The sequence below is a fragment of the Pseudomonas sp. 14A genome (assembly GCF_018132745.1).
Taxonomy (GTDB): Bacteria; Pseudomonadota; Gammaproteobacteria; order Pseudomonadales; family Pseudomonadaceae; genus Aquipseudomonas; species Aquipseudomonas mercuritolerans.
On record NZ_JAGRQJ010000009.1, the window covers coordinates 196,559 to 219,476 of the forward strand.

18 protein-coding genes are annotated in these 22,918 nt (G+C 61.5%); 16 read left to right on the forward strand and 2 right to left on the reverse strand.

Annotation, left to right across the window (positions count from 1 at the left end):
* Positions 1–26: 26 nt before the first annotated feature.
* Both PS14A_RS08845 and PS14A_RS08850 read right to left on the reverse strand, forming a co-directional pair.
* A complete protein-coding gene (locus PS14A_RS08845; RefSeq protein ID WP_212615786.1) occupies positions 27–3,305 on the reverse strand; it encodes a PAS domain S-box protein in 3,279 nt (1,092 codons plus the stop codon).
* Positions 3,306–3,368: 63 nt separating this feature from the next.
* Positions 3,369–4,259, reverse strand: a complete 891-nt coding sequence (locus PS14A_RS08850) for a LysR family transcriptional regulator (protein ID WP_024012384.1) — start codon at positions 4,257–4,259, stop codon at positions 3,369–3,371.
* A 139-nt stretch (positions 4,260–4,398) separates the two neighbouring features.
* Here PS14A_RS08850 and leuC point away from each other — a divergent pair, with 139 nt between their 5' ends.
* The 16 genes from leuC (at position 4,399) to PS14A_RS08930 (ending at position 22,906) form a co-directional block, all read left to right on the forward strand.
* On the forward strand, positions 4,399–5,817 hold the full coding sequence (leuC, locus tag PS14A_RS08855) for a 3-isopropylmalate dehydratase large subunit (RefSeq protein ID WP_016773930.1): 1,419 nt from the start codon (positions 4,399–4,401) through the stop codon (positions 5,815–5,817).
* A 12-nt stretch (positions 5,818–5,829) separates the two neighbouring features.
* Positions 5,830–6,474 carry a 3-isopropylmalate dehydratase small subunit gene (gene leuD / locus PS14A_RS08860; RefSeq protein WP_007913445.1) on the forward strand — a complete coding sequence of 215 codons (645 nt, stop codon included), beginning with the start codon at positions 5,830–5,832 and terminating at the stop codon, positions 6,472–6,474.
* A gap of 95 nt (positions 6,475–6,569) precedes the next feature.
* Positions 6,570–7,337 carry a class I SAM-dependent methyltransferase gene (locus PS14A_RS08865; RefSeq protein WP_137215749.1) on the forward strand — a complete coding sequence of 256 codons (768 nt, stop codon included), beginning with the start codon at positions 6,570–6,572 and terminating at the stop codon, positions 7,335–7,337.
* Positions 7,338–7,392: 55 nt separating this feature from the next.
* The gene (leuB, locus tag PS14A_RS08870; protein WP_016773933.1) at positions 7,393–8,475 is read left to right on the forward strand and encodes a 3-isopropylmalate dehydrogenase; all 1,083 of its coding nucleotides are present in this window, start codon (positions 7,393–7,395) and stop codon (positions 8,473–8,475) included.
* A 66-nt stretch (positions 8,476–8,541) separates the two neighbouring features.
* Positions 8,542–9,654, forward strand: a complete 1,113-nt coding sequence (asd, locus tag PS14A_RS08875) for an aspartate-semialdehyde dehydrogenase (protein WP_071171651.1) — start codon at positions 8,542–8,544, stop codon at positions 9,652–9,654.
* A gap of 246 nt (positions 9,655–9,900) precedes the next feature.
* The gene (locus PS14A_RS08880; protein WP_212615787.1) at positions 9,901–10,911 is read left to right on the forward strand and encodes an aspartate-semialdehyde dehydrogenase; all 1,011 of its coding nucleotides are present in this window, start codon (positions 9,901–9,903) and stop codon (positions 10,909–10,911) included.
* 209 nt (positions 10,912–11,120) lie between these two features.
* The gene (locus PS14A_RS08885) at positions 11,121–13,787 is read left to right on the forward strand and encodes a FimV family protein (protein ID WP_212615788.1); all 2,667 of its coding nucleotides are present in this window, start codon (positions 11,121–11,123) and stop codon (positions 13,785–13,787) included.
* A gap of 267 nt (positions 13,788–14,054) precedes the next feature.
* The gene (gene truA / locus PS14A_RS08890) at positions 14,055–14,879 is read left to right on the forward strand and encodes a tRNA pseudouridine(38-40) synthase TruA (protein WP_016773937.1); all 825 of its coding nucleotides are present in this window, start codon (positions 14,055–14,057) and stop codon (positions 14,877–14,879) included.
* A 64-nt stretch (positions 14,880–14,943) separates the two neighbouring features.
* Complete coding sequence (locus PS14A_RS08895) at positions 14,944–15,576, forward strand: phosphoribosylanthranilate isomerase (RefSeq protein ID WP_212615789.1); 633 nt, start codon at positions 14,944–14,946, stop codon at positions 15,574–15,576.
* A 199-nt stretch (positions 15,577–15,775) separates the two neighbouring features.
* Entirely contained in the window at positions 15,776–16,696 is a 921-nt protein-coding gene (gene accD / locus PS14A_RS08900) for an acetyl-CoA carboxylase, carboxyltransferase subunit beta (protein WP_016773939.1), read from the forward strand.
* Complete coding sequence (gene folC / locus PS14A_RS08905) at positions 16,693–18,000, forward strand: bifunctional tetrahydrofolate synthase/dihydrofolate synthase (protein WP_212615790.1); 1,308 nt, start codon at positions 16,693–16,695, stop codon at positions 17,998–18,000. The genes accD and folC overlap by 4 nt, the downstream gene beginning before the upstream one ends.
* Positions 17,984–18,646: an SPOR domain-containing protein gene (locus PS14A_RS08910; protein WP_130912339.1), complete on the forward strand. Its 663-nt coding sequence runs from the start codon at positions 17,984–17,986 to the stop codon at positions 18,644–18,646. The genes folC and PS14A_RS08910 overlap by 17 nt, the downstream gene beginning before the upstream one ends.
* Before the next feature lie 98 nt (positions 18,647–18,744).
* The gene (locus PS14A_RS08915) at positions 18,745–19,305 is read left to right on the forward strand and encodes a CvpA family protein (RefSeq protein ID WP_016773942.1); all 561 of its coding nucleotides are present in this window, start codon (positions 18,745–18,747) and stop codon (positions 19,303–19,305) included.
* 41 nt (positions 19,306–19,346) lie between these two features.
* Complete coding sequence (purF, locus tag PS14A_RS08920) at positions 19,347–20,852, forward strand: amidophosphoribosyltransferase (protein WP_016773943.1); 1,506 nt, start codon at positions 19,347–19,349, stop codon at positions 20,850–20,852.
* A 69-nt stretch (positions 20,853–20,921) separates the two neighbouring features.
* Positions 20,922–22,133, forward strand: coding sequence for an O-succinylhomoserine sulfhydrylase (locus PS14A_RS08925; protein ID WP_130912340.1), 1,212 nt, complete (start codon positions 20,922–20,924; stop codon positions 22,131–22,133).
* Positions 22,130–22,906, forward strand: a complete 777-nt coding sequence (locus tag PS14A_RS08930; RefSeq protein WP_130928991.1) for an SDR family oxidoreductase — start codon at positions 22,130–22,132, stop codon at positions 22,904–22,906. The genes PS14A_RS08925 and PS14A_RS08930 overlap by 4 nt, the downstream gene beginning before the upstream one ends.
* Positions 22,907–22,918 lie beyond the last annotated feature (12 nt).

Sequence of the window (22,918 nt, forward strand, 5' to 3'; positions counted from 1 at the left end):
TGTTGCCAGGCCGTGCGACCGCCGATTCAGGGCAGCAGTTTTTTCAGATCCTCCAACCCCACCGGCCGGCTATGCAAATAACCTTGATACAAATGGCAGTCCAGCCCCTGCAAGAACGCCAACTGTTCCGGCGTCTCCACGCCCTCGGCAATCACTTCCAGCTCCAAGCTGCGCGCCATCGCGACAATTGCGCGAATGATCTCCGCGACATTGGAGTCGGTGGTCGCATCGCGGATGAACGACTGGTCGATTTTCAAGGTGTCCACCGGCAGGCGTTTCAGATAGGTCAGCGATGAGTAACCGGTGCCGAAATCATCCATGGCGAAGCTCACGCCAAGCTTTTTCAGGCGGCGCATTTTGCTGATGGTGTCTTCCAGATTCTGGATGACGATGCCTTCGGTAATTTCCAGTTTAAGCAGCGAGCAGGGCAGGCCGTGGCTGGTCATGCTGTGTTCGATGCGTTCGACGAAATCGTTCTGGCGGAACTGCCGCGGGCTGATGTTTACGCACAGGCTGAAGTTGAGCGGGTCGACCAGTTTCAATGCCATCAGTTTTTTGAAGGCGTTGCAGGCTTCATCGAGGATCCACGTGCCGACTTCGAGAATCAGGCCGCTGTCTTCCAGCACCTTGATGAACTCGGTGGGCGACTGCGCACCAAGTTCGGGATGGTTCCAGCGCACCAGGGCTTCGGCGCCGATGATGCGGTTGTCGCGGGCATCGACCTGCGGTTGAAAGTGCACGTTGAACTCGCCGCGTGACAGCGCCAGACGCAGGTCGGTCTCCATGCGCAGGCGTTCGCTGGCCGCTTTCTGCATGGTGTTGTGATACATCTGCGTGGTGTTGCGCCCGGAGTCCTTGGCCCGGTACAGGGCGATGTCGGCGCGTTTGAGCAGGTCGGTCGGGGTCGAGCCGTGATCGGGGATCAGCGCGACGCCAATGCTCGGCGTCACTTGCAGGCGCTGGCCATCGAGGAACATCGGCTCCGAAAGCAATTCGCGAATGGTGTCGGCCAGCGCGCGCACTTGTTCGCTGACTTCACTGCGCGAACCTTCGAGGCCGCTGAGCAACACCACAAACTCATCGCCACCGAGGCGCGCCACCGTGTCTTCCATGCGCACGCTGGCTTCGAGCCGCGCGGTGATGATTTTCAGAACGGTGTCGCCGACCGGGTGACCGAGGGAATCGTTGATGTGTTTGAAGTGGTCGAGGTCGAGAAACAGCAAGGCGCCGCGCAGATTGTGGCGCTTGAGCAGGGCGATCTGCTGACTCAAGCGATCCATCAGCAGCGCGCGATTGGGCAGGTTAGTCAGCGGGTCGTGATAGGCCAGGTGACGAATCTGCGCTTCGGCGTTCTTCAACAGGCTGACGTCGCGCGCGGTCAGCAGCAGGCACGCGGTTTCATTGAGGGTGATCGGCTCGACCGAGACTTCCACCGTAAGCAATTCGCCGCGTTTGTTGCGCCCGAGCATTTCCTGATGATGCACGCGGCCCTTGATCTGCAACTCGGCGAGCAAGGTCGAGCGTTGTTTCTCTTCGGCCCAGATACCCACCTGATAAACGGTTTTGCCCACCACTTCGTCAGCGCGGTAGCCGGTGAGGCGACAGAAACCGTCGTTGACCTCCAGATATCGCCCGGTGTCGCGCTCGGTGATGGTGATCGCGTCTGGACTTGAGTGAAACGCCTTGGCGAATTTTTCTTCGCTGGCCTTCAGCGCCGCTTCCGAGCGCTGTTGCTGAGTAATGTCGCGCAGGGTGGTGACGATGCACGGCTGATCGCCGACGCTGATCTGCCGGCTGGAAATCACGCAGGTCAGCGACTGGCCGTCCTTGTGCTGGACGAGAATGGCGACATTGCTCAGGCCTTGTTCGCGAATCACCCGTTCGATGCGTTGCAGGCTTTTCGCCGAGGCGTCCCACAGGCCGATTTCCTCGGCGGTGTGGCCAATCACATCGGCGGCGCTCCAGCCAAAGGTCTGGCTGAAGCTGGAATTGATCTCGATGAATTCCCCGGTTTCCTGACGCGTGACGCAGATCGGATCGGGACTGACCTGAAACAGCGTGGCGAATTTCTCTTCCGAGGCCACCAGACGCTGTTCGCGCTCGACCTGATCGGTGATGTCCAGCAACGTGCCGGCCATGCGCAGCGGTGCGCCGTTGTCGTCGCGATAGAGACGCGCGCGGCTTTCCAGATAGCGCGAGCTGCCGTCGGGCAGTTGCACGCGATAGGTCAGTTGATAATTGCCGGCCGGACCTTCGCGCAGGCTGCGGTAGGCATCGCGCATGCTGTCGCGTTCCTCGCCCGGCACGCCTTCGAAAAACTCCTCGAATGATTCATGGAATGGAATCGGCTCCAGCCCGTGCAATTGCGCAGCGCGCGCCGAGCCGTAAAGCATGCCGCTGGGGATGTGCCAGTCCCAGGTGCCGAGTTGCGCCGAGTCCAGCGCCAGGTCGAGGCGTTCCTGGCTGTCCTTCAAGGCCAGTTCGGCGGCTTTGCGTTCGGTGGTGTCGAGGAAGGTGCTGAGCAGATAGGGCTGGCCTTCGAGCTCGACCTTCTGTGCACTGAGGATGCCGTCGTGCACCTGGCCATTGCTGGCGCGGAACTGCACTTCCATGCTGATCAGTTCGCCTTTGGCCTTGGTTTTCTTCACCAGTTCGGCGCGTTGCTCGGGGTGCACCCACAAGCCCAGTTCCAGGGTGGTGCGGCCGATCGCACTTTGCACCGGCCAGCCGAACAGGCTTTCGAAATACTGGTTGGCCTCGCTGATCAGACCGTCATCCTGACGGGTCAGCAGAACCATGTTCGGGCACAGGTGGAAAAGTGTCGCGAAACGTTTCTCCGAGCTGCTCAGGGCCTGCTCGCGCTGGCGTTGGTGGGTGATTTCGCGAATCACCCCGATCATTCGGGGCCGGCCGTTCTTGTCCGGCAGCAGGCTGCCGCTGATCTCCAGCCAGTGCAGGCTGCCGTCGGGCCAGCGGATGCGGTGATGCATCGCCTGCTCCAGCGGGGCGCCGGCGATCACCGCGTGGAAGGCACGCACGGTTTTTGCGCGGTCCTCCGGTGGCAACAGGTCGAGGTATTCCAGGTCGGCGGGTAATGGCTGCCGTGGATCGAAACCGAACAACGCCTGGGTGCCTCGCGACCAGCTGATCTGCCCGCGCTCGATGTCCCAATACCAGGCACCGAGCCGCGCGCCGTTGAGCGCGGCGAGCAATTGCGGCGCGCTTTCCCAGCTCTGCTCGGAATGGCGCGGATCAACAGCCTGGATTCGCGGCATCGGCGGAATTCGGTCAACAGATTTCGGCATTGTCAGCGGGCCTTGAGCTGAGTGGCGTTAGGCACAGGAGCGGCTCTATAGAAGTAGCACAAGTCAGGCCGGGATCCCTGGCCGATCGATTTGTGCATCCAGCAGGGCCATGAAGGCGCGTGCTGCATTCGATAGCGTCCGTTCGGTGTGCAAGATATAGCCTAGCTGGCGAGTGAGCTGTATGCCCGGCAATGCGATGCTTGCCACTTGTTCGTCGAGCATGGTGCGCGGCAGCACGCTCCAGGCCAGGCCGATGGAGACCATCATCTTGATGGTTTCCAGGTAGTTGGTGCTCATGGCGATGTTCGGCGTCAGGCCCTGGGCTTCGAACAAACGCTGGACGATGTGGTGGGTAAAGGTGTTGCCGCCGGGGAAAACCGCCGGATGACCGGCGATGTCCGCCAGACTGACGGCGCCGTTATTGATCAGCGAATGCTCCGGGGCGACAACAAAATCCAGCGGGTCGTCCCATACCGGCGTGGCTTTGACCAGGGTATGCGGCTCCGGCGCGAGGGTGATGACCGCCAGTTCGGCGCGGCCGTGGAGAATTTCCTCGTAGGCCACTTCCGAATCAAGGAACTGAATATCCAGCGCGACCTGTGGGTAGCGGCGGGTGAACTCCCTTAATAGAGGCGGCAAGCGGTGCAGGCCGATGTGGTGACTGGTGGCCAGGGTCAGGCGGCCGCTGACTTCACCGGTCAGGTTGGTCAGGGCGCGGCGGGTGTCGTCGAGCACGTTAAGAATCTGATAAGCCCGTGGCAGCAGGGCACGACCGGCCTCGGTCAGGCCGACTTCGCGGCCCAGTCGATCGAAAAGGCGCACCTTTAATTGCTGCTCAAGACCGGCGATGCGCTTGCTGATCGCCGGTTGTGTCAGGTGCAGGCGTTCGCCAGCGCCGGAGAAGCTGCCGGTCTCGGCGATGGCAATAAAAGCGTTGAGGTTAGCCAAGTCCATGTCGCATTCCAGTTGGTTATCCAAAGCATAAAAAATATGAATTTGAGTTATTTAATCTAACCCCATAGGATCGGCCTCACAAGCCAAAGGGTTATTGATAAGCCCAGGGCATAGAAACAAGCTGATGAGGAACCGTCTGATGGCCGGCAAAACGCTCTACGACAAGCTCTGGGATTCGCATTTGGTCAAGCAGCGCGACGATGGCTCGGCGCTGATCTACATCGATCGTCACATCATCCACGAAGTGACTTCGCCGCAGGCTTTCGAAGGCTTGCGTCTGGCCGGGCGCAAGCCTTGGCGCATCGATGCCAACATCGCGACCCCGGACCACAACGTACCGACCACCCCTGAGCGTAAGGGCGGCATCGAAGCCATTGCCGACCAGGTCTCGCGTTTGCAGGTGCAGACCCTCGACGACAACTGCGATGAATACGGCATCGTCGAGTTCAAGATGAACGACGTGCGTCAGGGCATCGTTCACGTGATCAGCCCGGAGCAGGGCGCGACGTTGCCGGGCATGACCGTAGTCTGCGGCGACTCGCACACTTCGACCCACGGTGCATTCGGTGCGTTGGCCCACGGCATCGGCACCTCCGAGGTCGAGCACGTGCTCGCCACCCAGTGCCTGGTGGCCAAGAAAATGAAAAACATGCTGGTGCGCGTCGAAGGCCAATTGCCGTTCGGCGTGACCGCCAAGGACATCGTCCTTGCGGTGATCGGCAAGATCGGCACCGCCGGCGGTAACGGCCACGCCATCGAATTTGCCGGCAGCGCGATCCGCGATCTGTCCGTCGAAGGCCGCATGACCATCTGCAACATGTCCATCGAAGCCGGCGCCCGCGTGGGCCTGGTGGCGGCGGATCAGAAGACCATCGACTACGTCAAAGGTCGTCCATTCGCGCCGAAGGGCGAGCAGTGGGACATGGCCGTCGAAGCCTGGAAAGACCTGGTTTCCGATGCCGATGCCAAATTCGACACCGTGGTCGAGCTCGACGCCGCGCAGATCAAGCCGCAAGTCAGCTGGGGCACTTCGCCTGAAATGGTCTTGGCCGTGGATCAGAACGTGCCGGACCCGGCCAAGGAAATGGATCTGGTCAAGCGCGACTCGATCGTCCGCGCCTTGAAATACATGGGTTTGACCGCCAATCAGGCGATCACTGACATTCAGCTCGATCGCGTGTTCATCGGTTCCTGCACCAACTCGCGCATCGAAGACTTGCGCGCCGCTGCGGTGATCGCCAAGGGCCGCAAGGTCGCCTCGACCATCAAGCAGGCGATCGTGGTGCCGGGCTCGGGTCTGGTCAAGGCGCAGGCCGAAGCCGAAGGCCTCGACAAGATTTTCCTCGAGGCCGGTTTCGAATGGCGTGAACCGGGCTGCTCGATGTGCCTGGCGATGAACCCGGACCGTTTGGAGTCCGGCGAGCATTGTGCGTCGACTTCCAACCGTAACTTCGAGGGTCGTCAGGGTGCCGGTGGCCGTACCCACCTGGTCAGTCCGGCGATGGCAGCGGCGGCAGCGGTGAACGGCCGTTTCATCGACGTTCGTGAATTGATCTAAAAGGAGCGCAGCATGAAAGCTTTTACCCAGCACACTGGTCTTGTCGCGCCTCTGGATCGTGCCAACGTCGACACCGATCAGATCATTCCCAAGCAGTTCTTGAAGTCGATCAAGCGCACCGGTTTCGGTCCGAATCTGTTTGACGAGTGGCGTTATCTGGATGTTGGCCAGCCGTATCAGGACAACTCCAAGCGCCCGTTGAACAAGGATTTCGTCCTCAACGCCGAGCGTTACCAAGGTGCCAGCGTATTGCTCGCCCGCGAGAACTTCGGCTGCGGTTCGAGCCGTGAACACGCGCCGTGGGCGCTGGAAGAGTACGGTTTCCGCAGCATCATCGCGCCGAGTTACGCCGACATCTTCTTCAACAACAGTTTCAAGAACGGCCTGCTGCCGATCATCCTCAGCGATGCAGAAGTTGATGAACTGTTTAAGCAGGTTGAAGCCGAGCCGGGTTATCAATTGCAGGTCGACCTGCAAGCGCAGACCGTGACCCGCCCGGATGGCAAGGTCTACAGCTTCGAGATCGACGCGTTCCGCAAGCACTGCCTGCTCAATGGTCTGGACGATATCGGCCTGACCTTGCAGGACGGCGATGCGATCGCGACGTTCGAGGCCAAGCATCGAGTTAGCCAGCCGTGGTTGTTTCGCGACGCGTGATTCGAGATTGATGTAGTCAGGGCGGGCCTCTTCGCGAGCAGGCTCGCTCCCACAGGGAATGTATTTCAAACAACACTGCTTACAGGATGTGACCCATGACCAGCACCCCCCAGCACACTCAGGTCGTCCAGAAGCAATTCGGCGAACAGGCCGCCGCTTACCTGAGCAGCGCCGTTCATGCCCAAGGCAGTGAATTCGCGCTGCTGCAGGCTGAGCTGGCCGGGCAAGGCGCGGCACGGGTGCTGGATCTGGGTTGTGGCGCCGGTCACGTCAGCTTTCATGTGGCACCGCTGGTCAGGGAAGTGGTGGCTTACGACCTGTCGCAGCAAATGCTTGATGTGGTTGCCGGCGCTGCCGTCGATCGCGGCTTGAGCAACATCATTACCGTCAACGGTGCTGCCGAGCGCTTGCCGTTCGCCGATGGCGAGTTCGATTTTGTGTTCAGCCGCTATTCGGCGCATCACTGGAGCGACCTCGGTCTGGCCTTGCGCGAAGTGCGTCGTGTGCTGAAGCCGGGCGGGGTGGCGGCGTTCGTTGATGTGTTGTCACCGGGCAGTGCGTTGTTCGACACTTACCTGCAAAGCGTTGAGGTGTTGCGCGACACCAGCCATGTCCGCGACTACTCCGCCGCCGAATGGCTGCGTCAGGTCAGCGAGGCCGGTCTGCATGTGCGCAGTACCACCCGTCAGCGCCTGCGTCTGGAGTACAGCAGTTGGGTCGAGCGCATGCGCACACCTGAGGTGATGCGCGCGGCGATCCGCCAGTTGCAGCAGTCGATGGGCAACGAAGTGGGTGAATATTTCGAAATTGATGCCGACGGCTCGTTCAGTACCGATGTGATCGTACTGATGGCTGAGCGATAAGAATTTTTCCCGGCGCGCCGTTCACTGGCGCACCGCTTGAAGACACGAGGAAAGCATGAGCAAGCAGATTCTGATTCTCCCGGGTGACGGTATTGGTCCGGAAATCATGGCCGAAGCGGTCAAGGTGCTGGAATTGGCCAATGACAAGTACAGCCTGGGCTTCGAGCTGAGCCACGACGTGATCGGTGGCGCGGCCATCGACAAGCATGGCGTGCCGCTGGCCGACGAAACCCTTGATCGCGCCCGCGCTGCCGACGCTGTGCTGCTGGGCGCTGTCGGTGGGCCGAAATGGGACACCATCGAGCGTGACATCCGCCCTGAGCGCGGCCTGCTGAAAATCCGCGCGCAACTGGGCCTGTTCGGCAACCTGCGGCCGGCGATCCTGTATCCGCAACTGGCCGACGCTTCGAGCCTGAAACCGGAAATCGTTGCCGGTCTGGACATCCTCATTGTCCGGGAGCTGACCGGCGGCATTTACTTCGGCGCGCCGCGTGGCACCCGTACGCTGGACAACGGCGAGCGTCAGTCCTACGACACCCTGCCGTACAGCGAAAGCGAAATCCGCCGCATCGCCCGTGTCGGTTTCGACATGGCCATGGTTCGTGGCAAGAAGCTCTGCTCGGTGGACAAGGCCAACGTCCTGGCATCCAGCCAGTTGTGGCGCGAAGTGGTCGAGCAGGTGGCCAAGGATTACCCGGAAGTCGAACTGAGCCACATGTACGTCGACAACGCCGCCATGCAACTGGTGCGCGCACCCAAGCAGTTCGACGTGATCGTCACCGACAACATGTTCGGCGACATCCTGTCTGACGAAGCGTCGATGCTCACCGGTTCGATCGGCATGCTGCCGTCGGCTTCGCTGGATTCCAACAACAAGGGCATGTACGAGCCGTGCCACGGTTCGGCGCCGGACATTGCCGGTAAAGGCATTGCCAACCCGCTGGCGACGATCCTGTCGGTGTCGATGATGCTGCGTTACAGCTTCAATCTGCACGACGCTGCCGATGCCATCGAAAAAGCCGTCAGCGTCGTGCTCGATCAGGGCTTGCGCACCGGTGACATCCACTCGGCCGGTTGTACCAAAGTCGGTACGCAGGAAATGGGCGACGCAGTAGTCGCCGCGCTGCGGAATCTGTAATCTCTCGGGCCCGCTGCGAAATTCAATACAAAGCAGCGGCCCACTTTTCAAGAAGGTGTAGTTGCGATGAAACGTGTAGGTCTGATCGGTTGGCGCGGGATGGTCGGTTCCGTGCTCATGCAGCGGATGCTGGAAGAGCAGGATTTCGATCTTATCGAGCCGGTGTTTTTCACCACGTCCAATGTCGGTGGCCAAGGCCCGTCCGTGGGCAAGGACATTGCTCCGCTCAAGGACGCTTACAGCATTGACGAGCTGAAGACCCTCGACGTGATCCTGACCTGCCAGGGCGGCGACTACACCAGCGAAGTATTCCCCAAGCTGCGCGAAGCGGGCTGGCAGGGTTACTGGATCGACGCGGCGTCGAGCCTGCGCATGAACGATGACGCTGTGATCATTCTCGACCCGGTCAACCGCAAGGTCATCGACCAGCAGCTGGACGCGGGCACCAAGAACTACATCGGCGGCAACTGCACCGTCAGCTTGATGCTGATGGGCCTGGGCGGTCTGTTCGAGGCCGGTCTGGTCGAGTGGATGAGCGCCATGACCTATCAGGCGGCCTCCGGTGCCGGCGCGCAGAACATGCGTGAACTGATCAAGCAGATGGGTGCGACCCACGCCGCTGTCGCCGATCAGCTGGCCGACCCGGCCAGCGCGATCCTCGACATCGACCGTCGCGTGGCCGAGGCCATGCGCAGCGAAGCGTACCCAACCGAAAACTTCGGTGTACCGCTGGCCGGCAGCCTGATCCCGTGGATCGACAAGGAACTGCCGAACGGCCAGAGCCGCGAAGAGTGGAAGGCCCAGGCCGAGACCAACAAGATCCTTGGCCGCTTCAAGAGCCCGATCCCGGTCGACGGCATCTGCGTGCGCATCGGCGCCATGCGTTGCCATAGCCAGGCACTGACCATCAAGCTGAACAAAGACGTACCGATCGCCGATATCGAAGGGCTGATCAGCCAGCACAACCCGTGGGTCAAGCTGGTACCGAACAACCGCGAAATCAGCATGCAGGAGCTGAGCCCGACCAAGGTCACCGGCACCCTGAACGTACCGGTCGGTCGTCTGCGCAAGTTGAACATGGGTTCGCAATTCGTCGGCGCCTTCACCGTCGGCGACCAACTGCTGTGGGGCGCGGCCGAACCGCTGCGGCGCATGCTGCGGATCCTGCTGGAGCGTTGATCGCTTGAAGCAATGAAGAAGCCCGTGCCTTGTGAGAGGGTGCGGGTTTTTTTATGCCAAGAATTTCTCGGGTGTCTGTACTGCCTTTTTCGCGAGCAGGCTCGCTCCCACATTGAAATGCGGTCCCTGTGGGAGCGAGCCTGCTCGCGAAAGGGCCGGCACAGCCGCCGCAAATCCCGCAGAAATTGCCTGTGCGCCACCCACCCGGTAAAGTGCCGCTCCCCCCGTTTTGCCAGAGGTAGCTCCATGACCCAGACTTTCGATATCGCCGTTATCGGCGCCACCGGTACTGTCGGCGAAACCCTCGTACAGATTCTCGAAGAGCGCGACTTCCCGGTCGGCAACCTGCACCTGCTGGCCAGCAGCGAATCGGCCGGCAGCTCGGTGCTGTTCCGCAACAAAAACGTCCGCGTGCGCGAGGTCGACGAGTTCGATTTCAGCAAGGTCAGACTGGTGTTCTTCGCCGCAGGCGCTGCGGTGTCGCTGAGCTACGCCGGTCGCGCCCACGCTGCCGGTTGCTCTCTGATCGATTTATCCGGCGCGTTGCCTGCGGAGCAGGCGCCACAAGTGGTGCCCGAGGCCAATGCCGATATTCTCGCCAGTCTGAAAAGCCCGTTCCAGGTCAGCAGCCCAAGCCCCTCGGCCACTACGCTTGCCGTGGTGCTGGCGCCGTTGCTTGATCTGCTCGATCTGCAATACGTCAACGTCACCGCCAACCTGGCCGTTTCTGCGCAAGGTCGCGAGGCGGTAACCGAGCTCGCGCGGCAGACCGCCGAGCTGCTTAATATGCGTCCGCTGGAGCCTACGTTCTTCGACCGGCAGATGGCGTTCAACCTGCTGGCGCAAGTCGGTACGCCTGATGCGCAAGGCCATACGCTGCTGGAAAAGCGTCTGGTGCGCGAGTTGCGCCAGGTGCTGGCAAAACCTTTATTGAAGATTTCTGCCACTTGCGTTCAAGCCCCGGTGTTTTTTGGCGATAGCTTTAGCGTGACCTTGCAGTCAGGCAGCGCTGTTGACCTGGAAAAGGTCAACGCCGCGCTCGAGGCTGCACCGGGCATCGAGCTGGTCGAGGCCGGCGATTATCCGACCGCTGTCGGCGATGCGGTGGGGCAGGACGTGGTCTACGTCGGTCGCGTGCGCAGTGGCGTCGACGACCCGGCGGAACTAAATCTTTGGCTGACGTCAGATAACGTACGCAAAGGCGCGGCGCTCAATGCCGTGCAATTGGCTGAGTTGTTGATAAAAGACCTGCTGTAAAAGATACTTGGCAACAATTTGTCGACTGATTCTAGGTGAGCGCTATGCTTGCCCGAAGCGCGTCGATGACGAGTCACCCTCCGGGACTTTCCGGGGCAGCACAGAAATGATCGCGCGCGGCGACTTCCGTCGTCGCGCGCAATGCCTTACGGCAGCGGTATTCAAAAGCTTCTCGCTGGCCGAGGAACGTTCAAACAAAGGATGAGGCTATGGTTCAAGTTCGCAAACTGGTGTTAGCAATAGCGGCCGCCTCGGCGCTGTCCTCCGGTATGGCGCATGCCCTCGGGCTCGGGGAGCTGACCCTGAAGTCGACCCTGAACCAGCCGTTGGTGGCTGAAATCGAGCTGCTCGACGTCAAGGATCTCACCGCCGCCGAGGTGGTGCCGAGCCTGGCTTCCCCTGAAGACTTCGCCAAGGCTGGCGTCGATCGGCAGGCCTTTCTCAATGATCTGACGTTCACCCCGGTACTCAACGCCAGCGGCAAAAGCGTGTTGCGCGTGACCTCGAGCCAACCGCTGTCGGAACCGATGGTGAAGTTCCTCGTGCAGGTGATGTGGCCCAATGGCCGCCTGCTGCGTGATTACAGCGTGCTGCTCGATCCGTCGAAATTCTCGCCGCAGACCGCAGACGCCGCCGCGCAACCGGCGCCGTCGCAGACCATCACCGCGCCAACCACTGGCGCGACCCATCGCAATCAGTACACCACCACGCCGCGCGACACCCTGTGGGAAATCGCCGCGAAGGCGCGCAACGGCGGCTCGGTGCAGCAAACCATGCTGGCGATTCAGGCGCTCAATCCGAATGCCTTTATCGACGGCAACATCAACCGTCTGAAAACCGGCCAGGTGCTGCGCCTGCCGGATCCGGTACAAAGCACGGCGCTGCCACAGTCGGCAGCCATCGCTGAAGTAGCAGCGCAGAACGAAGCCTGGCGTCAGGGCCGTCGCTACGTGGCCAAGCCTGGCACCGGTCAGCAGCAACTGGATGCGACCAATCGTGGTCGTGGCAATACCGGTGCAGCGGCCAACACCCAGGACAACCTGAGTCTGGTCTCGGCGGAAAGCGCCAAGCCCGGTGCGAAAGGCCCGGCCGGCGACGCCAAGGCGCTGAGCAACAAACTGGCAATCACTCAGGAAAACCTCGACACGACCCGTCGTGACAATGAGGAACTGAAAAGCCGCATGGCGGATCTGCAGAGCCAGTTGGACAAGCTGCAAAAGCTGATCGAGCTGAAGAACAATCAATTGGCGAAGATGCAGGCCGACGGCGCCGGCGCCGGCGCTGCGCCTGGCGCCACTGCTGCTGTGCCGCCGGTGCCGGCGATCACTGCCGATCTGGCTGCGACACCGCCAGCCACTCCGGCCGACGCCGCAGCGGCTTCGCCGACTCCAGAGTCGGCCATCGCGCCGCCAGCGGAATCCCCGGTTGAGCCGGTCGTCGAGCCAGTGGTTGAAACGACGCCGCCTGCTGCCGTCGATGACGACAAAGCCTTCAATGAACTGCTGACCAATCCGATCCTGCTCGGCCTGATCGGCGGCGGTGCGGTGGTTCTGCTGCTTCTGTTGTTGCTGCTGGCGCGTCGTCGCAAAGCCCAGCAGGAAGCCGAAAAGCATCTGCGCATGGCCCGCGCTCTGGCTGAAGAGCAAGAGTTCTCCGCTGAGCAGGATCTGCCGGAAAGCAGCTTCTCTGGCCTGGAAACCCCAGCGGCCAGCGTCAAACTCAATACGCCAGCTCCGGCACCTGCGCCAACTCCAGCGCCAGTCGTTGCTCCGGTGGTGATGGCCACGCCGATTGCCGCACCTCTGGTGGCCCCGGCCGGTGAACGCTCTGATGACGTGCTCGACAAGGCACAGTCGCACATCAATGCCGGTCGCCTGAATCAGGCCGCCGCGCTGCTGGAAGAGGGCGTCAGCCTTGAGCCTGAGCGCAGCGATCTGCGCCTGAAGCTGATGGAAGTCTACGGCCAGCAGGGCGATCGCGATGCGTTCGTCGCGCAGGAGCGTCAACTGGTGGCTAATGGCGATAACTTCGCCAAGGTCGAAGCGCTGAAAAGCCGCTTCCCGGCCATGGCCGTGGTTGCTGCCGGTGGGCTGGCGGCTGCCGCCGTCGCTGCCGAGCTGGACGCGCAGTACGTCAAGGAACTGCTGCAAGACGAGCCGCAAGCGCCCGAGACTGCCGCTGACGACCTCGACACTGCGTTCGATTTGAGCCTGGACGATCTCGACAACATCACCCCGGTCGATCCTGCGCCAGTGGTCGAGCCAGAAGCGCCGGTCGAGCTCGACGCGTTTCCGGCCGAAGACGATCTGAGCTTCGCCTCGGTGCTGCAGGAACAGACCGAGATGAAAGACAATCTCGACGATCTGTCGGACTTCGATCTGGACATGGATCTCGGCGCCGAACCATCGCCGGCCACGTTGGCTGAAGATGACTTCCTGCTGGATCTGGACGACGGCGTGAAAGATCTGCCGCCGGTCGAGACGCCGGTAGTCGCCGACGTGCCGCAGGACGATCTGGAATTGCCAGCCGATTTCGACCTGTCGCTGGCGGACGAAATGGACAGCAACCCGGCTGCTGAGCCGGATGCCTTCTCGGCCGAGTTGGACGACGTCAATGCCGAGCTGGATCGCCTGTCGCAAAGCATGGCCGAACCGAGCTTCACCGAAGCGGACGCAGCGTTGGGTGATGATTTGGGCGAAGACGATTTCGACTTCCTCGCCGGCACTGACGAAGCAGCGACCAAGCTCGATCTGGCCCAGGCCTACATCGACATGGGCGACGCCGACGGTGCCCGTGACATCCTCAACGAAGTGTTGACCGAGGGTGACGAGAAGCAGCGGGGCGAGGCCAAGGAAATGCTTTCCAACCTGGCGTAAGTTCAGCGGTAAACAACAAGCGGCAGCCCGGTGGGGCTGCCGTTTTTGTTGGTGCCGGATTCGGCGGTGTCTGATCGATTGCTTTCGCGAGCAGGCTCGCTCCCACAGGGGGATGCATTGCAAATGTGGGAGCGAGCCTGCTCGCGAAGGCGGCGGTACTGCCGATAGAGAACTCTGGCATCCCCGGCCCACCGCCTTATAATGCCCGCCTTTGCAAAATCAGCAGGCTGTCCCACCTTGGCAAACATAGATAACCCGGTCGCCGAAATGGCGCCCGACGGCTTTTACCGCGTCGCACTGGGCGTTGAGTACAAAGGCTCGCGCTACAGCGGCTGGCAGCGTCAGTTGACCGGTGTGGCGACGGTGCAGGAAGAGCTTGAAAAAGCCCTGTCGAAAGTCGCCAATTCACCGGTTTCCCTGCAATGCGCCGGGCGTACCGACGCCGGCGTGCATGCCTGCGGCCAAGTGGTGCACTTCGACACCCAGGTTGATCGCTCGCTGAAAGCCTGGGTCATGGGCGCCAACATCAATCTGCCTCACGACATCAGCGTCAGTTGGGCCAGGGTCATGCCGGCGCATTTTCATGCGCGCTTCAAGGCCATCGCCCGGCGTTATCGCTATGTGATCTACAACGATCAGATTCGCCCGGCGCACCTCAACGAAGAAATCACCTGGAATCACCGCCCGCTCGACGCCGAGCGCATGGCCGAAGCCGCGCAGTACCTGATCGGCACGCACGACTTCAGCGCGTTTCGGGCTGGTCAATGTCAGGCCAAGTCGCCGATCAAAAAGATGCATCACCTGCGCGTGACCCGTCACGGCAAGATGATCGTGCTCGACATTCGGGCCAATGCCTTCCTGCATCACATGGTGCGCAATATTGCCGGTGTGCTGATGACCATCGGTGCCGGGGAGCGCCCGGTGGAGTGGATGAAAGAAGTGCTGGAGAGTCGCGAGCGTCGCTCCGGCGGGGTGACGGCGCATCCATATGGGCTCTATCTGGTGCAGGTTGAGTACCACGACGAATTCCCGTTGCCCGAGCGCTTTATCGGGCCACATTTCCTTACGGGTTTCTCCGAACTTGACGGCTGACGCCCTCGGACGCTTTTGTTACTATCCGGGACGTTTTCGGATTTTGCCTTGAGGTTTTCCTGACATGTCAGCTGTTCGCAGCAAGATCTGCGGCATTACCCGCATCGAAGATGCGCTGGCCGCCGTTGAAGGCGGTGCCGATGCGATCGGTCTGGTGTTTTACGCCAAGAGCCCGCGAGCGGTGAACGTGCAGCAGGCGCGGGCGATCATCAAGGCGCTGCCGCCGTTTGTCACCACCGTGGGGCTGTTCGTCAATGCCAGTCGTTGCGAGCTGGGAGAAATCCTCGATGCGGTGCCGCTGGATCTGCTGCAATTTCATGGCGACGAAAGCGCGGAGGAGTGCGAAGGCTGGCATCGTCCGTACATCAAGGCGCTGCGGGTCAAGGCTGGCGATGATATTGCCGCCGCCTGCGATGCCTTTCCCGGCGCCAGTGGCGTACTGCTCGACACTTATGTCGAAGGGGTGCCCGGCGGAACCGGCGAGGCGTTTGACTGGTCACTGATTCCGCCACACCTGAGCAAGCCGCTGATTCTGGCTGGTGGCCTGACGCCGCAGAACGTTGCCGACGCGGTGGCACGGGTCAAGCCTTACGCGGTGGATGTCAGCGGCGGAGTAGAGGCGAGCAAAGGCATCAAGGATCACCACAAGATTCGCGCATTCATCAACGCGGTGCGCGGCAATACATCGTCGATGTGACGGCTGGCAGTCTGCCGCCGTCCATCAATGCACTTGCACAAAGCAGGCGCGGCTGAGGGTTGCTGAATCGTACGCAGGTCATGTTCCGCGCTGACCGCGACTGTTCATCAATCATCGCCACACACATGAATTTAGCTCAAGGGCATACGCGGGGCTGCGAACCAGAGCGTTCGGGCCGCCGGTACTGGAGAAAGAAAGCATGAGCAACTGGTTAGTAGACAAACTGATCCCTTCGATCATGCGCTCGGAGGTCAAGAAGAGCTCGGTGCCTGAAGGTCTGTGGCACAAATGCCCGTCCTGCGAGGCCGTGTTGTACCGTCCGGAGCTGGAAAAGACCCTGGACGTTTGCCCCAAGTGCAACCACCACATGCGCATCGGCGCACGTGCGCGCATCGACATCTTCCTCGACCCGGAAGGTCGCAACGAACTGGGTGCTGACCTGGAGCCGGTTGACCGTCTGAAATTCCGCGACGGCAAGAAGTACAAGGACCGCCTGGTCGCTGCGCAGAAGCAGACCGGCGAGAAAGACGCGCTGATCTCGGTCAGCGGTACCTTGCTGGGCATGCCGGTAGTGGTTTCGGCATTCGAATTCAACTTCATGGGCGGTTCCATGGGCGCCATCGTCGGTGAGCGCTTCGTGCGCGCTGCCAACTACGCGCTGGAAAACCGCTGCCCGATGATCTGCTTCGCCGCTTCCGGTGGCGCGCGCATGCAGGAAGCGCTGATCTCGCTGATGCAGATGGCCAAGACTTCGGCCGTGCTGGCGCGTCTGCGTGAAGAAGGCATTCCGTTCATTTCCGTACTGACCGACCCGGTCTACGGTGGTGTTTCCGCCAGTCTGGCGATGCTCGGTGACGTCATCGTTGGCGAACCGAAGGCTCTGATCGGCTTCGCCGGTCCGCGGGTGATCGAGCAGACCGTGCGCGAAAAACTGCCGGAAGGCTTCCAGCGCAGCGAGTTCCTGCTGGAGCACGGCGCCATCGACATGATCATCCACCGTCAGGAACTGCGCCCGCGTCTGGGCAACCTGCTGGCGCAGATGACCGGCAAGCCGACGCCGAAGTTCGTCGCCGCGCCAATCGAGCCGATCGTGGTTCCGCCGGTGCCTGCCAACGTATGACCCAGCGCACCCTTGGTGAATGGCTCGCCTACCTCGAGCAGTTGCATCCGTCGGCCATCGACATGGGCCTGGAGCGTTCGCAACAGGTAGCGTCCCGCATGGGGCTGGGCCAGCCGGCGCCTCGGGTGATCACGGTCACCGGCACCAACGGCAAGGGTTCGACCTGCGCGTTCGTGGCTTCTTTGCTGCGTGCGCAGGGCCTGAGCGTTGGTGTCTACAATTCTCCGCACCTGCTGCGTTACAACGAGCGGGTGCAACTCAATGGCGTCGAAGCCACTGACGCCCAGCTGTGCGAAGCCTTTGCTGCGGTCGAGGCGGGCCGCGGCGAGACTTCCCTGACTTACTTCGAAATGGGCACCCTGGCGGCGTTCTGGCTGTTCCAACAGTCCGCGCTTGATGCTGTGGTGCTTGAAGTCGGGTTGGGCGGGCGTCTGGATACCGTCAATGTGGTCGATGCCGATATTGCGCTGGTCACCAGCATTGGCGTCGATCACGCCGATTATCTGGGCGATACCCGCGAATCCGTCGCCTTCGAGAAGGCCGGTATCTTTCGCCAGGGCAAACCTGCCTTGTGTGGCGATCTGAATCCTCCGCAACCGCTGCTCGACAAGGCGCGTGAACTGGCTTGCCCGTTCTTCCTGCGTGGACGCGATTTCGATCTCGGCATCACTGACCAACACTGGCAATGGCGCGGCACCGATGTCCAAGGCCAATCGGTCGAATTGCGCGACCTGCCGCTGCTCGATCTGCCGATGGAAAACGCCGCGCTGGCGCTGCAAGCCTATCTGCTGACCGGTTTGCCGTGGAATGCCGAACAGATTGTCCCTGCTTTGCAGGCGACGCGCGTGGTCGGACGCCTCGATCGTCGTTCGTTCGAATGGAACGGCAAGCGCGTGAACCTGTTGCTGGATGTTGGTCACAATCCGCATGCCGCTGAATATCTCGCGCGACGTCTGGCTGCGCGGCCGCCGGTTGGCAAGCGTCTGGCGGTGTTCGGGTTGCTGGCGGACAAGGATCTGGATGGTGTTGTTGGCGAATTGAATGCTAGTGTCGCGCATTGGGCTGTCGCGCCGCTGGATTCGCCGCGCGCGCGTCCCGTAGCTGAGCTTGAGGCAGCGCTGCAGAACCTTGGTGCTTCGGTTACGTCTTACGCCAGCGTTGCGGCCGCTCTGGAAGGGCAGTGCGCTATAGCAACCAGCGACGACGAGATTCTCTTGTTCGGATCATTTTATTGTGTCGCCGAGGCCCTTGAATGGCTGGCCCGGCGCTCCACGGAGGAAGCGGCAAATGGCTTTGCTGGATAAAGCGTACAAGCAGCGCATGGTTGGCGCGCTGGTGCTGGTGGCGCTGGCGGTGATCTTCCTGCCGATGCTGTTTTCCCGTCAGGACGAGCAGCGTCAGGTGACCGTCGAGGCCCCGGCTGCGCCTCAGCCTTCGGCCATGCCGCAAGTGCAAATGGAACCGGTCGCCGTGCCTGAGCCCCAGGCTTTGCCACAAGAGCCGGTGCCAACGGACGAAGAGGTCGTTGAAGAAACGGTGCCTGCTGCTCCGGCTGCTGCTCCGGCCGCCCCGGCACCGACCATCCCGGCGCAGATTGCCCGCCCGGCAACGCCGCCACCGGTGGCCAAGCCGATTCCGGCGCCGGCTCAGCCAATCGCCTCCACAACCAGCAAGCCTGACACCACGCAGAGCCGCGTCGATGCCAACGGTCTGTCGGTGAGCTGGTCGGTGCAACTGGCCAGTCTGTCGAGCCGCGCCAGCGCCGAAAGCCTGCAGAAGAACCTGCGCAGCCAGGGTTATAACGCCTACATTCGTTCGGCCGATGGCAAGAACCGGGTGTTCGTCGGTCCGCTGATCGAGCGTGCCGAGGCCGATCGTCTGCGTGATCTGCTGAGCCGTCAACAGAACCTCAAGGGCTTCGTTGTCCGTTTTCAGCCTGAACGTGGCTGAAATCTATCACCTCGATTGAAAACCACTGACAATCGCAGCTTACCGACAGCCATGCGCTCTGCTAAAATGCGCCGCCTTATCCGTCTGTAGGCTGCACTGTGCCATTTACCTGGGTTGACTGGGCGATCGTTGCAATCATCGCCATCTCCGCATTGATCAGTCTGAGCCGCGGCTTCGTAAAGGAAGCGTTATCGCTGCTAACCTGGATCATCGCAGGAGCGGTTGCCTGGATGTTTGGTGGCTCACTGTCCGAGTACCTCGCCGGATACATCGAAACCCCATCGGCTCGCGTGATCGCGGGCTGTGCCATCATGTTTGTCGCCACACTGATCGTGGGCGCAATGATCAATTATCTTATCGGCGAGTTGGTTCGCGTCACCGGGTTGTCCGGGACCGATCGATTCCTCGGCATGGCCTTCGGCGCAGCGCGTGGCGTGTTGCTGGTGGTCGTGGCGGTCGGGCTGTTGAGCCTGGGGCCGGTACAGCAGGACGGGTGGTGGAAAGAATCACAGCTCGTGCCCAAGTTTCTATTGGTCGCCGACTGGTCCAAAAACCTGATACTCGGGTGGAGCAGTCAGTGGCTTGCCAGCGGAATCAGCGTACCCGCTGAGATTCCGTTCAAGGAGCAGCTCTTGCCGACGGCGAAAACGCCTCAGTGAGTGTTGTTCAGTTCAGATCCATTAAGTAGGGGTTGCGTCGCATGTGTGGCATCGTCGGTATCGTCGGTAAGTCGAACGTCAATCAGGCGCTGTATGACGCGCTAACCGTGCTCCAGCACCGCGGCCAGGACGCTGCCGGTATCGTGACCAGCCATGATGGCCGGTTGTTCCTGCGCAAGGATAACGGCCTGGTGCGTGACGTGTTCCAGCAGCGTCACATGCAGCGTCTGGTCGGCCACATGGGTATCGGCCACGTCCGTTACCCGACTGCCGGCAGCTCGACGTCGGCCGAAGCCCAGCCGTTCTACGTCAACTCGCCGTACGGCATCACCCTGGCGCACAACGGTAACCTGACCAACGTCGAACAGTTGGCCAAAGAGATCTACGAATCCGATCTGCGTCACGTCAACACCAGTTCCGACTCGGAAGTGCTGCTCAACGTGTTCGCCCACGAGCTGGCCCAGCGCGGCAAGCTGCAGCCGACCGAAGAAGACGTGTTCGCCGCCGTGACCGACGTGCACAACCGCTGCGTGGGTGGTTACGCCGTTGTGGCGATGGTCACCGGTTACGGCATCGTTGGTTTCCGCGACCCGCACGGCATTCGCCCGATCGTGTTCGGCCAGCGTCACACTGACGAAGGCGTCGAGTACATGATCGCCTCGGAAAGCGTTTCCCTGGACGTGCTCGGTTTCACCCTGATCCGCGATCTCGCGCCAGGCGAAGCGGTGTACATCACCGAAGATGGCAAGCTGCACACCCGTCAGTGCGCAACCAACCCGTCCCTGACCCCGTGCATTTTCGAACACGTCTACCTCGCGCGTCCGGACTCGATCATCGACGGCGTGTCGGTGTACAAGGCGCGTCTGCGCATGGGCGAGAAGCTCGCCGAGAAGATCCTGCGCGAGCGCCCTGAGCACGACATCGACGTGGTCATCCCGATTCCGGACACCAGCCGTACTGCCGCGCTGGAGCTGGCCAATCACCTGGGTGTGAAATTCCGCGAAGGTTTCGTCAAGAACCGTTACATCGGTCGCACCTTCATCATGCCGGGCCAGGCTGCGCGCAAGAAGTCGGTACGCCAGAAGCTCAATGCCATCGAGCTGGAATTCCGTGGCAAGAACGTGATGCTGGTCGATGACTCGATCGTGCGCGGCACCACTTGCAAGCAGATCATCCAGATGGCCCGCGAAGCCGGCGCGAAAAACGTCTACTTCTGCTCGGCGGCACCTGCGGTGCGCTTCCCGAACGTCTACGGTATCGATATGCCGAGCGCTCACGAACTGATCGCGCACAACCGTTCGACCCAGGACGTGGCCGACCTGATCGGCGCTGACTGGCTGATCTATCAGGACCTGCCTGACTTGATCGAAGCGGTCGGTGGCGGCAAGATCAAGATCGAGCACTTCGATTGCGCGGTGTTCGACGGCAAGTACGTGACTGGTGACGTCGACGAGGCTTACCTGAACAAGATCGAACAGGCGCGCAACGATGCCTCGAAGGTCAAGACCCAGGCAGTCAGTGCGATCATCGATCTGTACAACAACTGAGTTTCCACCGGCCCTGAGGGGCCGGTTTTGTATCTGATATTTATTGTTCGTGAACAAAGGAGAGACAGCATGAGTCAGGAATGGGATGCCGGTCGGCTGGACAGCGACCTCGAAGGCGTAGCGTTCGATACCCTGGCCGTCCGTGCCGGTCAGCACCGCACGCCGGAAGGCGAACACGGTGATCCGATGTTCTTCACCTCCAGTTACGTGTTCCGCACCGCTGCCGATGCTGCGGCGCGCTTTGCCGGCGAAGTGCCGGGCAACGTCTATTCGCGTTATACCAACCCGACCGTGCGTGCGTTTGAAGAGCGCATCGCCGCGCTGGAAGGCGCCGAGCAGGCCGTCGCCACGGCCACCGGCATGGCCGCGATCATGGCGGTGGTGATGAGCCTGTGCAGTGCTGGCGATCATGTACTGGTATCGCGCAGCGTGTTCGGCTCGACCATCAGCCTGTTCGAGAAGTATTTCAAGCGCTTCGGCGTCGAAGTCGATTACGTCCCGCTGGCCGATCTGTTGGCCTGGGATGCGGCAATCAAATCCAACACCAAACTGCTTTTTGTCGAATCGCCGTCCAATCCGTTGGCCGAACTGGTGGATATCGCCGCACTGGCAGAAATCGCGCACGCCAAGGGCGCGCAGCTGGTGGTCGACAACTGCTTCTGCACTCCAGCGTTGCAGCAGCCGCTGAAGCTCGGCGCGGATATTGTCGTGCACTCGGCGACCAAGTTCATCGACGGTCAGGGCCGCTGCATGGGCGGCGTTGTTGCCGGTCGCGGTGAACAGATGAAAGAAGTGGTGGGTTTTCTGCGGACCGCCGGGCCGACTCTCAGCCCGTTCAATGCGTGGATCTTCCTCAAAGGCCTCGAGACCCTCAACCTGCGCATGAAAGCGCATTGCGCCAACGCTCAGGCGCTGGCCGAATGGCTGGAGCAGCAGGACGGCATCGAGAAGGTCCATTACGCCGGCCTCAAGAGCCACCCGCAGCACGAGTTGGCCCAGCGCCAGCAGAAGGGCTTCGGTGCGGTGGTCAGCTTCGAGGTCAAGGGCGGCAAAGAAGGTGCCTGGCGCTTTATCGATGCCACGCGGTTGATTTCGATCACCGCCAACCTTGGCGACAGCAAAACCACTATCACCCATCCAAGCACCACCTCCCACGGCCGTCTGGCGCCACAGGAGCGTGAAGCGGCGGGGATTCGCGACAGTCTGATCCGCGTCGCGGTCGGTCTGGAAGATGTGGCTGACCTGCAGGCTGACCTGGCGCGCGGTCTGGCGGCATTGTGATCGAGTTGTCCACACCGGCGACCAATACCCATGGCCGCGTGGCGCTGGTCACCGGGGCTGCGCGCGGTATCGGCCTTGGAATTGCCGCCTGGCTGATCAGCGAAGGCTGGCAGGTGGTGCTGACCGATCTTGATCGGGTGCGTGGTTCGAAAGTGGCGAAGGTGCTCGGCGAGAACGCCTGGTTCATCGCCATGGACGTCGCCGACGAAAACCAGGTCGCGCTGGGCGTGGCCGAGGTATTGGGGCAGTTTGGTCGCCTTGATGCGCTGGTCTGCAACGCGGCGGTGGCCGATCCGCACAACATCACCCTGGAAAGCCTCGATCTGGCGTACTGGAATCGTGTGCTGGCGGTAAACCTCAGCGGACCGATGTTGCTGGCCAAGCACTGTGCGCCGTATCTGCGTGCGCACAACGGTTCGATCGTCAATCTGGCCTCGACCCGTGCGCGACAGTCGGAGGCGGACTCCGAGGCGTATGCGGCGAGCAAGGGCGGGCTGTTGGCGCTGACCCATGCGCTGGCAATCAGCCTTGGACCGGAAATCCGCGTGAACGCAGTCAGTCCTGGCTGGATTGATGCGCGTGATCCCTCGGTGCGTCGCGCCGAGCCTTTGGCCGATGCCGATCACGCTCAGCATCCGGCGGGCAGGGTGGGGACGGTCGAAGACGTGGCGGCGATGGTGGCGTGGTTGCTGTCGAGGAATGCCGGGTTTGTCACCGGGCAGGAATTTGTCGTCGACGGCGGCATGACCAAGAAAATGATCTACACGGAATAACAAGCGAAGCCG

What these genes read in the sequence shown, in the direction of transcription:
- PS14A_RS08845 (WP_212615786.1), bottom strand. Translation starts at nt 3,305, where the DNA reads ATGCCGAAATCTGTTGACCGAATTCCGCCGATGCCGCGAATCCAGGCT.
- PS14A_RS08850 (WP_024012384.1), bottom strand. Translation starts at nt 4,259, where the DNA reads ATGGACTTGGCTAACCTCAACGCTTTTATTGCCATCGCCGAGACCGGC.
- leuC (WP_016773930.1), top strand. Translation starts at nt 4,399, where the DNA reads ATGGCCGGCAAAACGCTCTACGACAAGCTCTGGGATTCGCATTTGGTC.
- leuD (WP_007913445.1), top strand. Translation starts at nt 5,830, where the DNA reads ATGAAAGCTTTTACCCAGCACACTGGTCTTGTCGCGCCTCTGGATCGT.
- PS14A_RS08865 (WP_137215749.1), top strand. Translation starts at nt 6,570, where the DNA reads ATGACCAGCACCCCCCAGCACACTCAGGTCGTCCAGAAGCAATTCGGC.
- leuB (WP_016773933.1), top strand. Translation starts at nt 7,393, where the DNA reads ATGAGCAAGCAGATTCTGATTCTCCCGGGTGACGGTATTGGTCCGGAA.
- asd (WP_071171651.1), top strand. Translation starts at nt 8,542, where the DNA reads ATGAAACGTGTAGGTCTGATCGGTTGGCGCGGGATGGTCGGTTCCGTG.
- PS14A_RS08880 (WP_212615787.1), top strand. Translation starts at nt 9,901, where the DNA reads ATGACCCAGACTTTCGATATCGCCGTTATCGGCGCCACCGGTACTGTC.
- PS14A_RS08885 (WP_212615788.1), top strand. Translation starts at nt 11,121, where the DNA reads ATGGTTCAAGTTCGCAAACTGGTGTTAGCAATAGCGGCCGCCTCGGCG.
- truA (WP_016773937.1), top strand. Translation starts at nt 14,055, where the DNA reads ATGGCGCCCGACGGCTTTTACCGCGTCGCACTGGGCGTTGAGTACAAA.
- PS14A_RS08895 (WP_212615789.1), top strand. Translation starts at nt 14,944, where the DNA reads ATGTCAGCTGTTCGCAGCAAGATCTGCGGCATTACCCGCATCGAAGAT.
- accD (WP_016773939.1), top strand. Translation starts at nt 15,776, where the DNA reads ATGAGCAACTGGTTAGTAGACAAACTGATCCCTTCGATCATGCGCTCG.
- folC (WP_212615790.1), top strand. Translation starts at nt 16,693, where the DNA reads ATGACCCAGCGCACCCTTGGTGAATGGCTCGCCTACCTCGAGCAGTTG.
- PS14A_RS08910 (WP_130912339.1), top strand. Translation starts at nt 17,984, where the DNA reads ATGGCTTTGCTGGATAAAGCGTACAAGCAGCGCATGGTTGGCGCGCTG.
- purF (WP_016773943.1), top strand. Translation starts at nt 19,347, where the DNA reads ATGTGTGGCATCGTCGGTATCGTCGGTAAGTCGAACGTCAATCAGGCG.
- PS14A_RS08925 (WP_130912340.1), top strand. Translation starts at nt 20,922, where the DNA reads ATGAGTCAGGAATGGGATGCCGGTCGGCTGGACAGCGACCTCGAAGGC.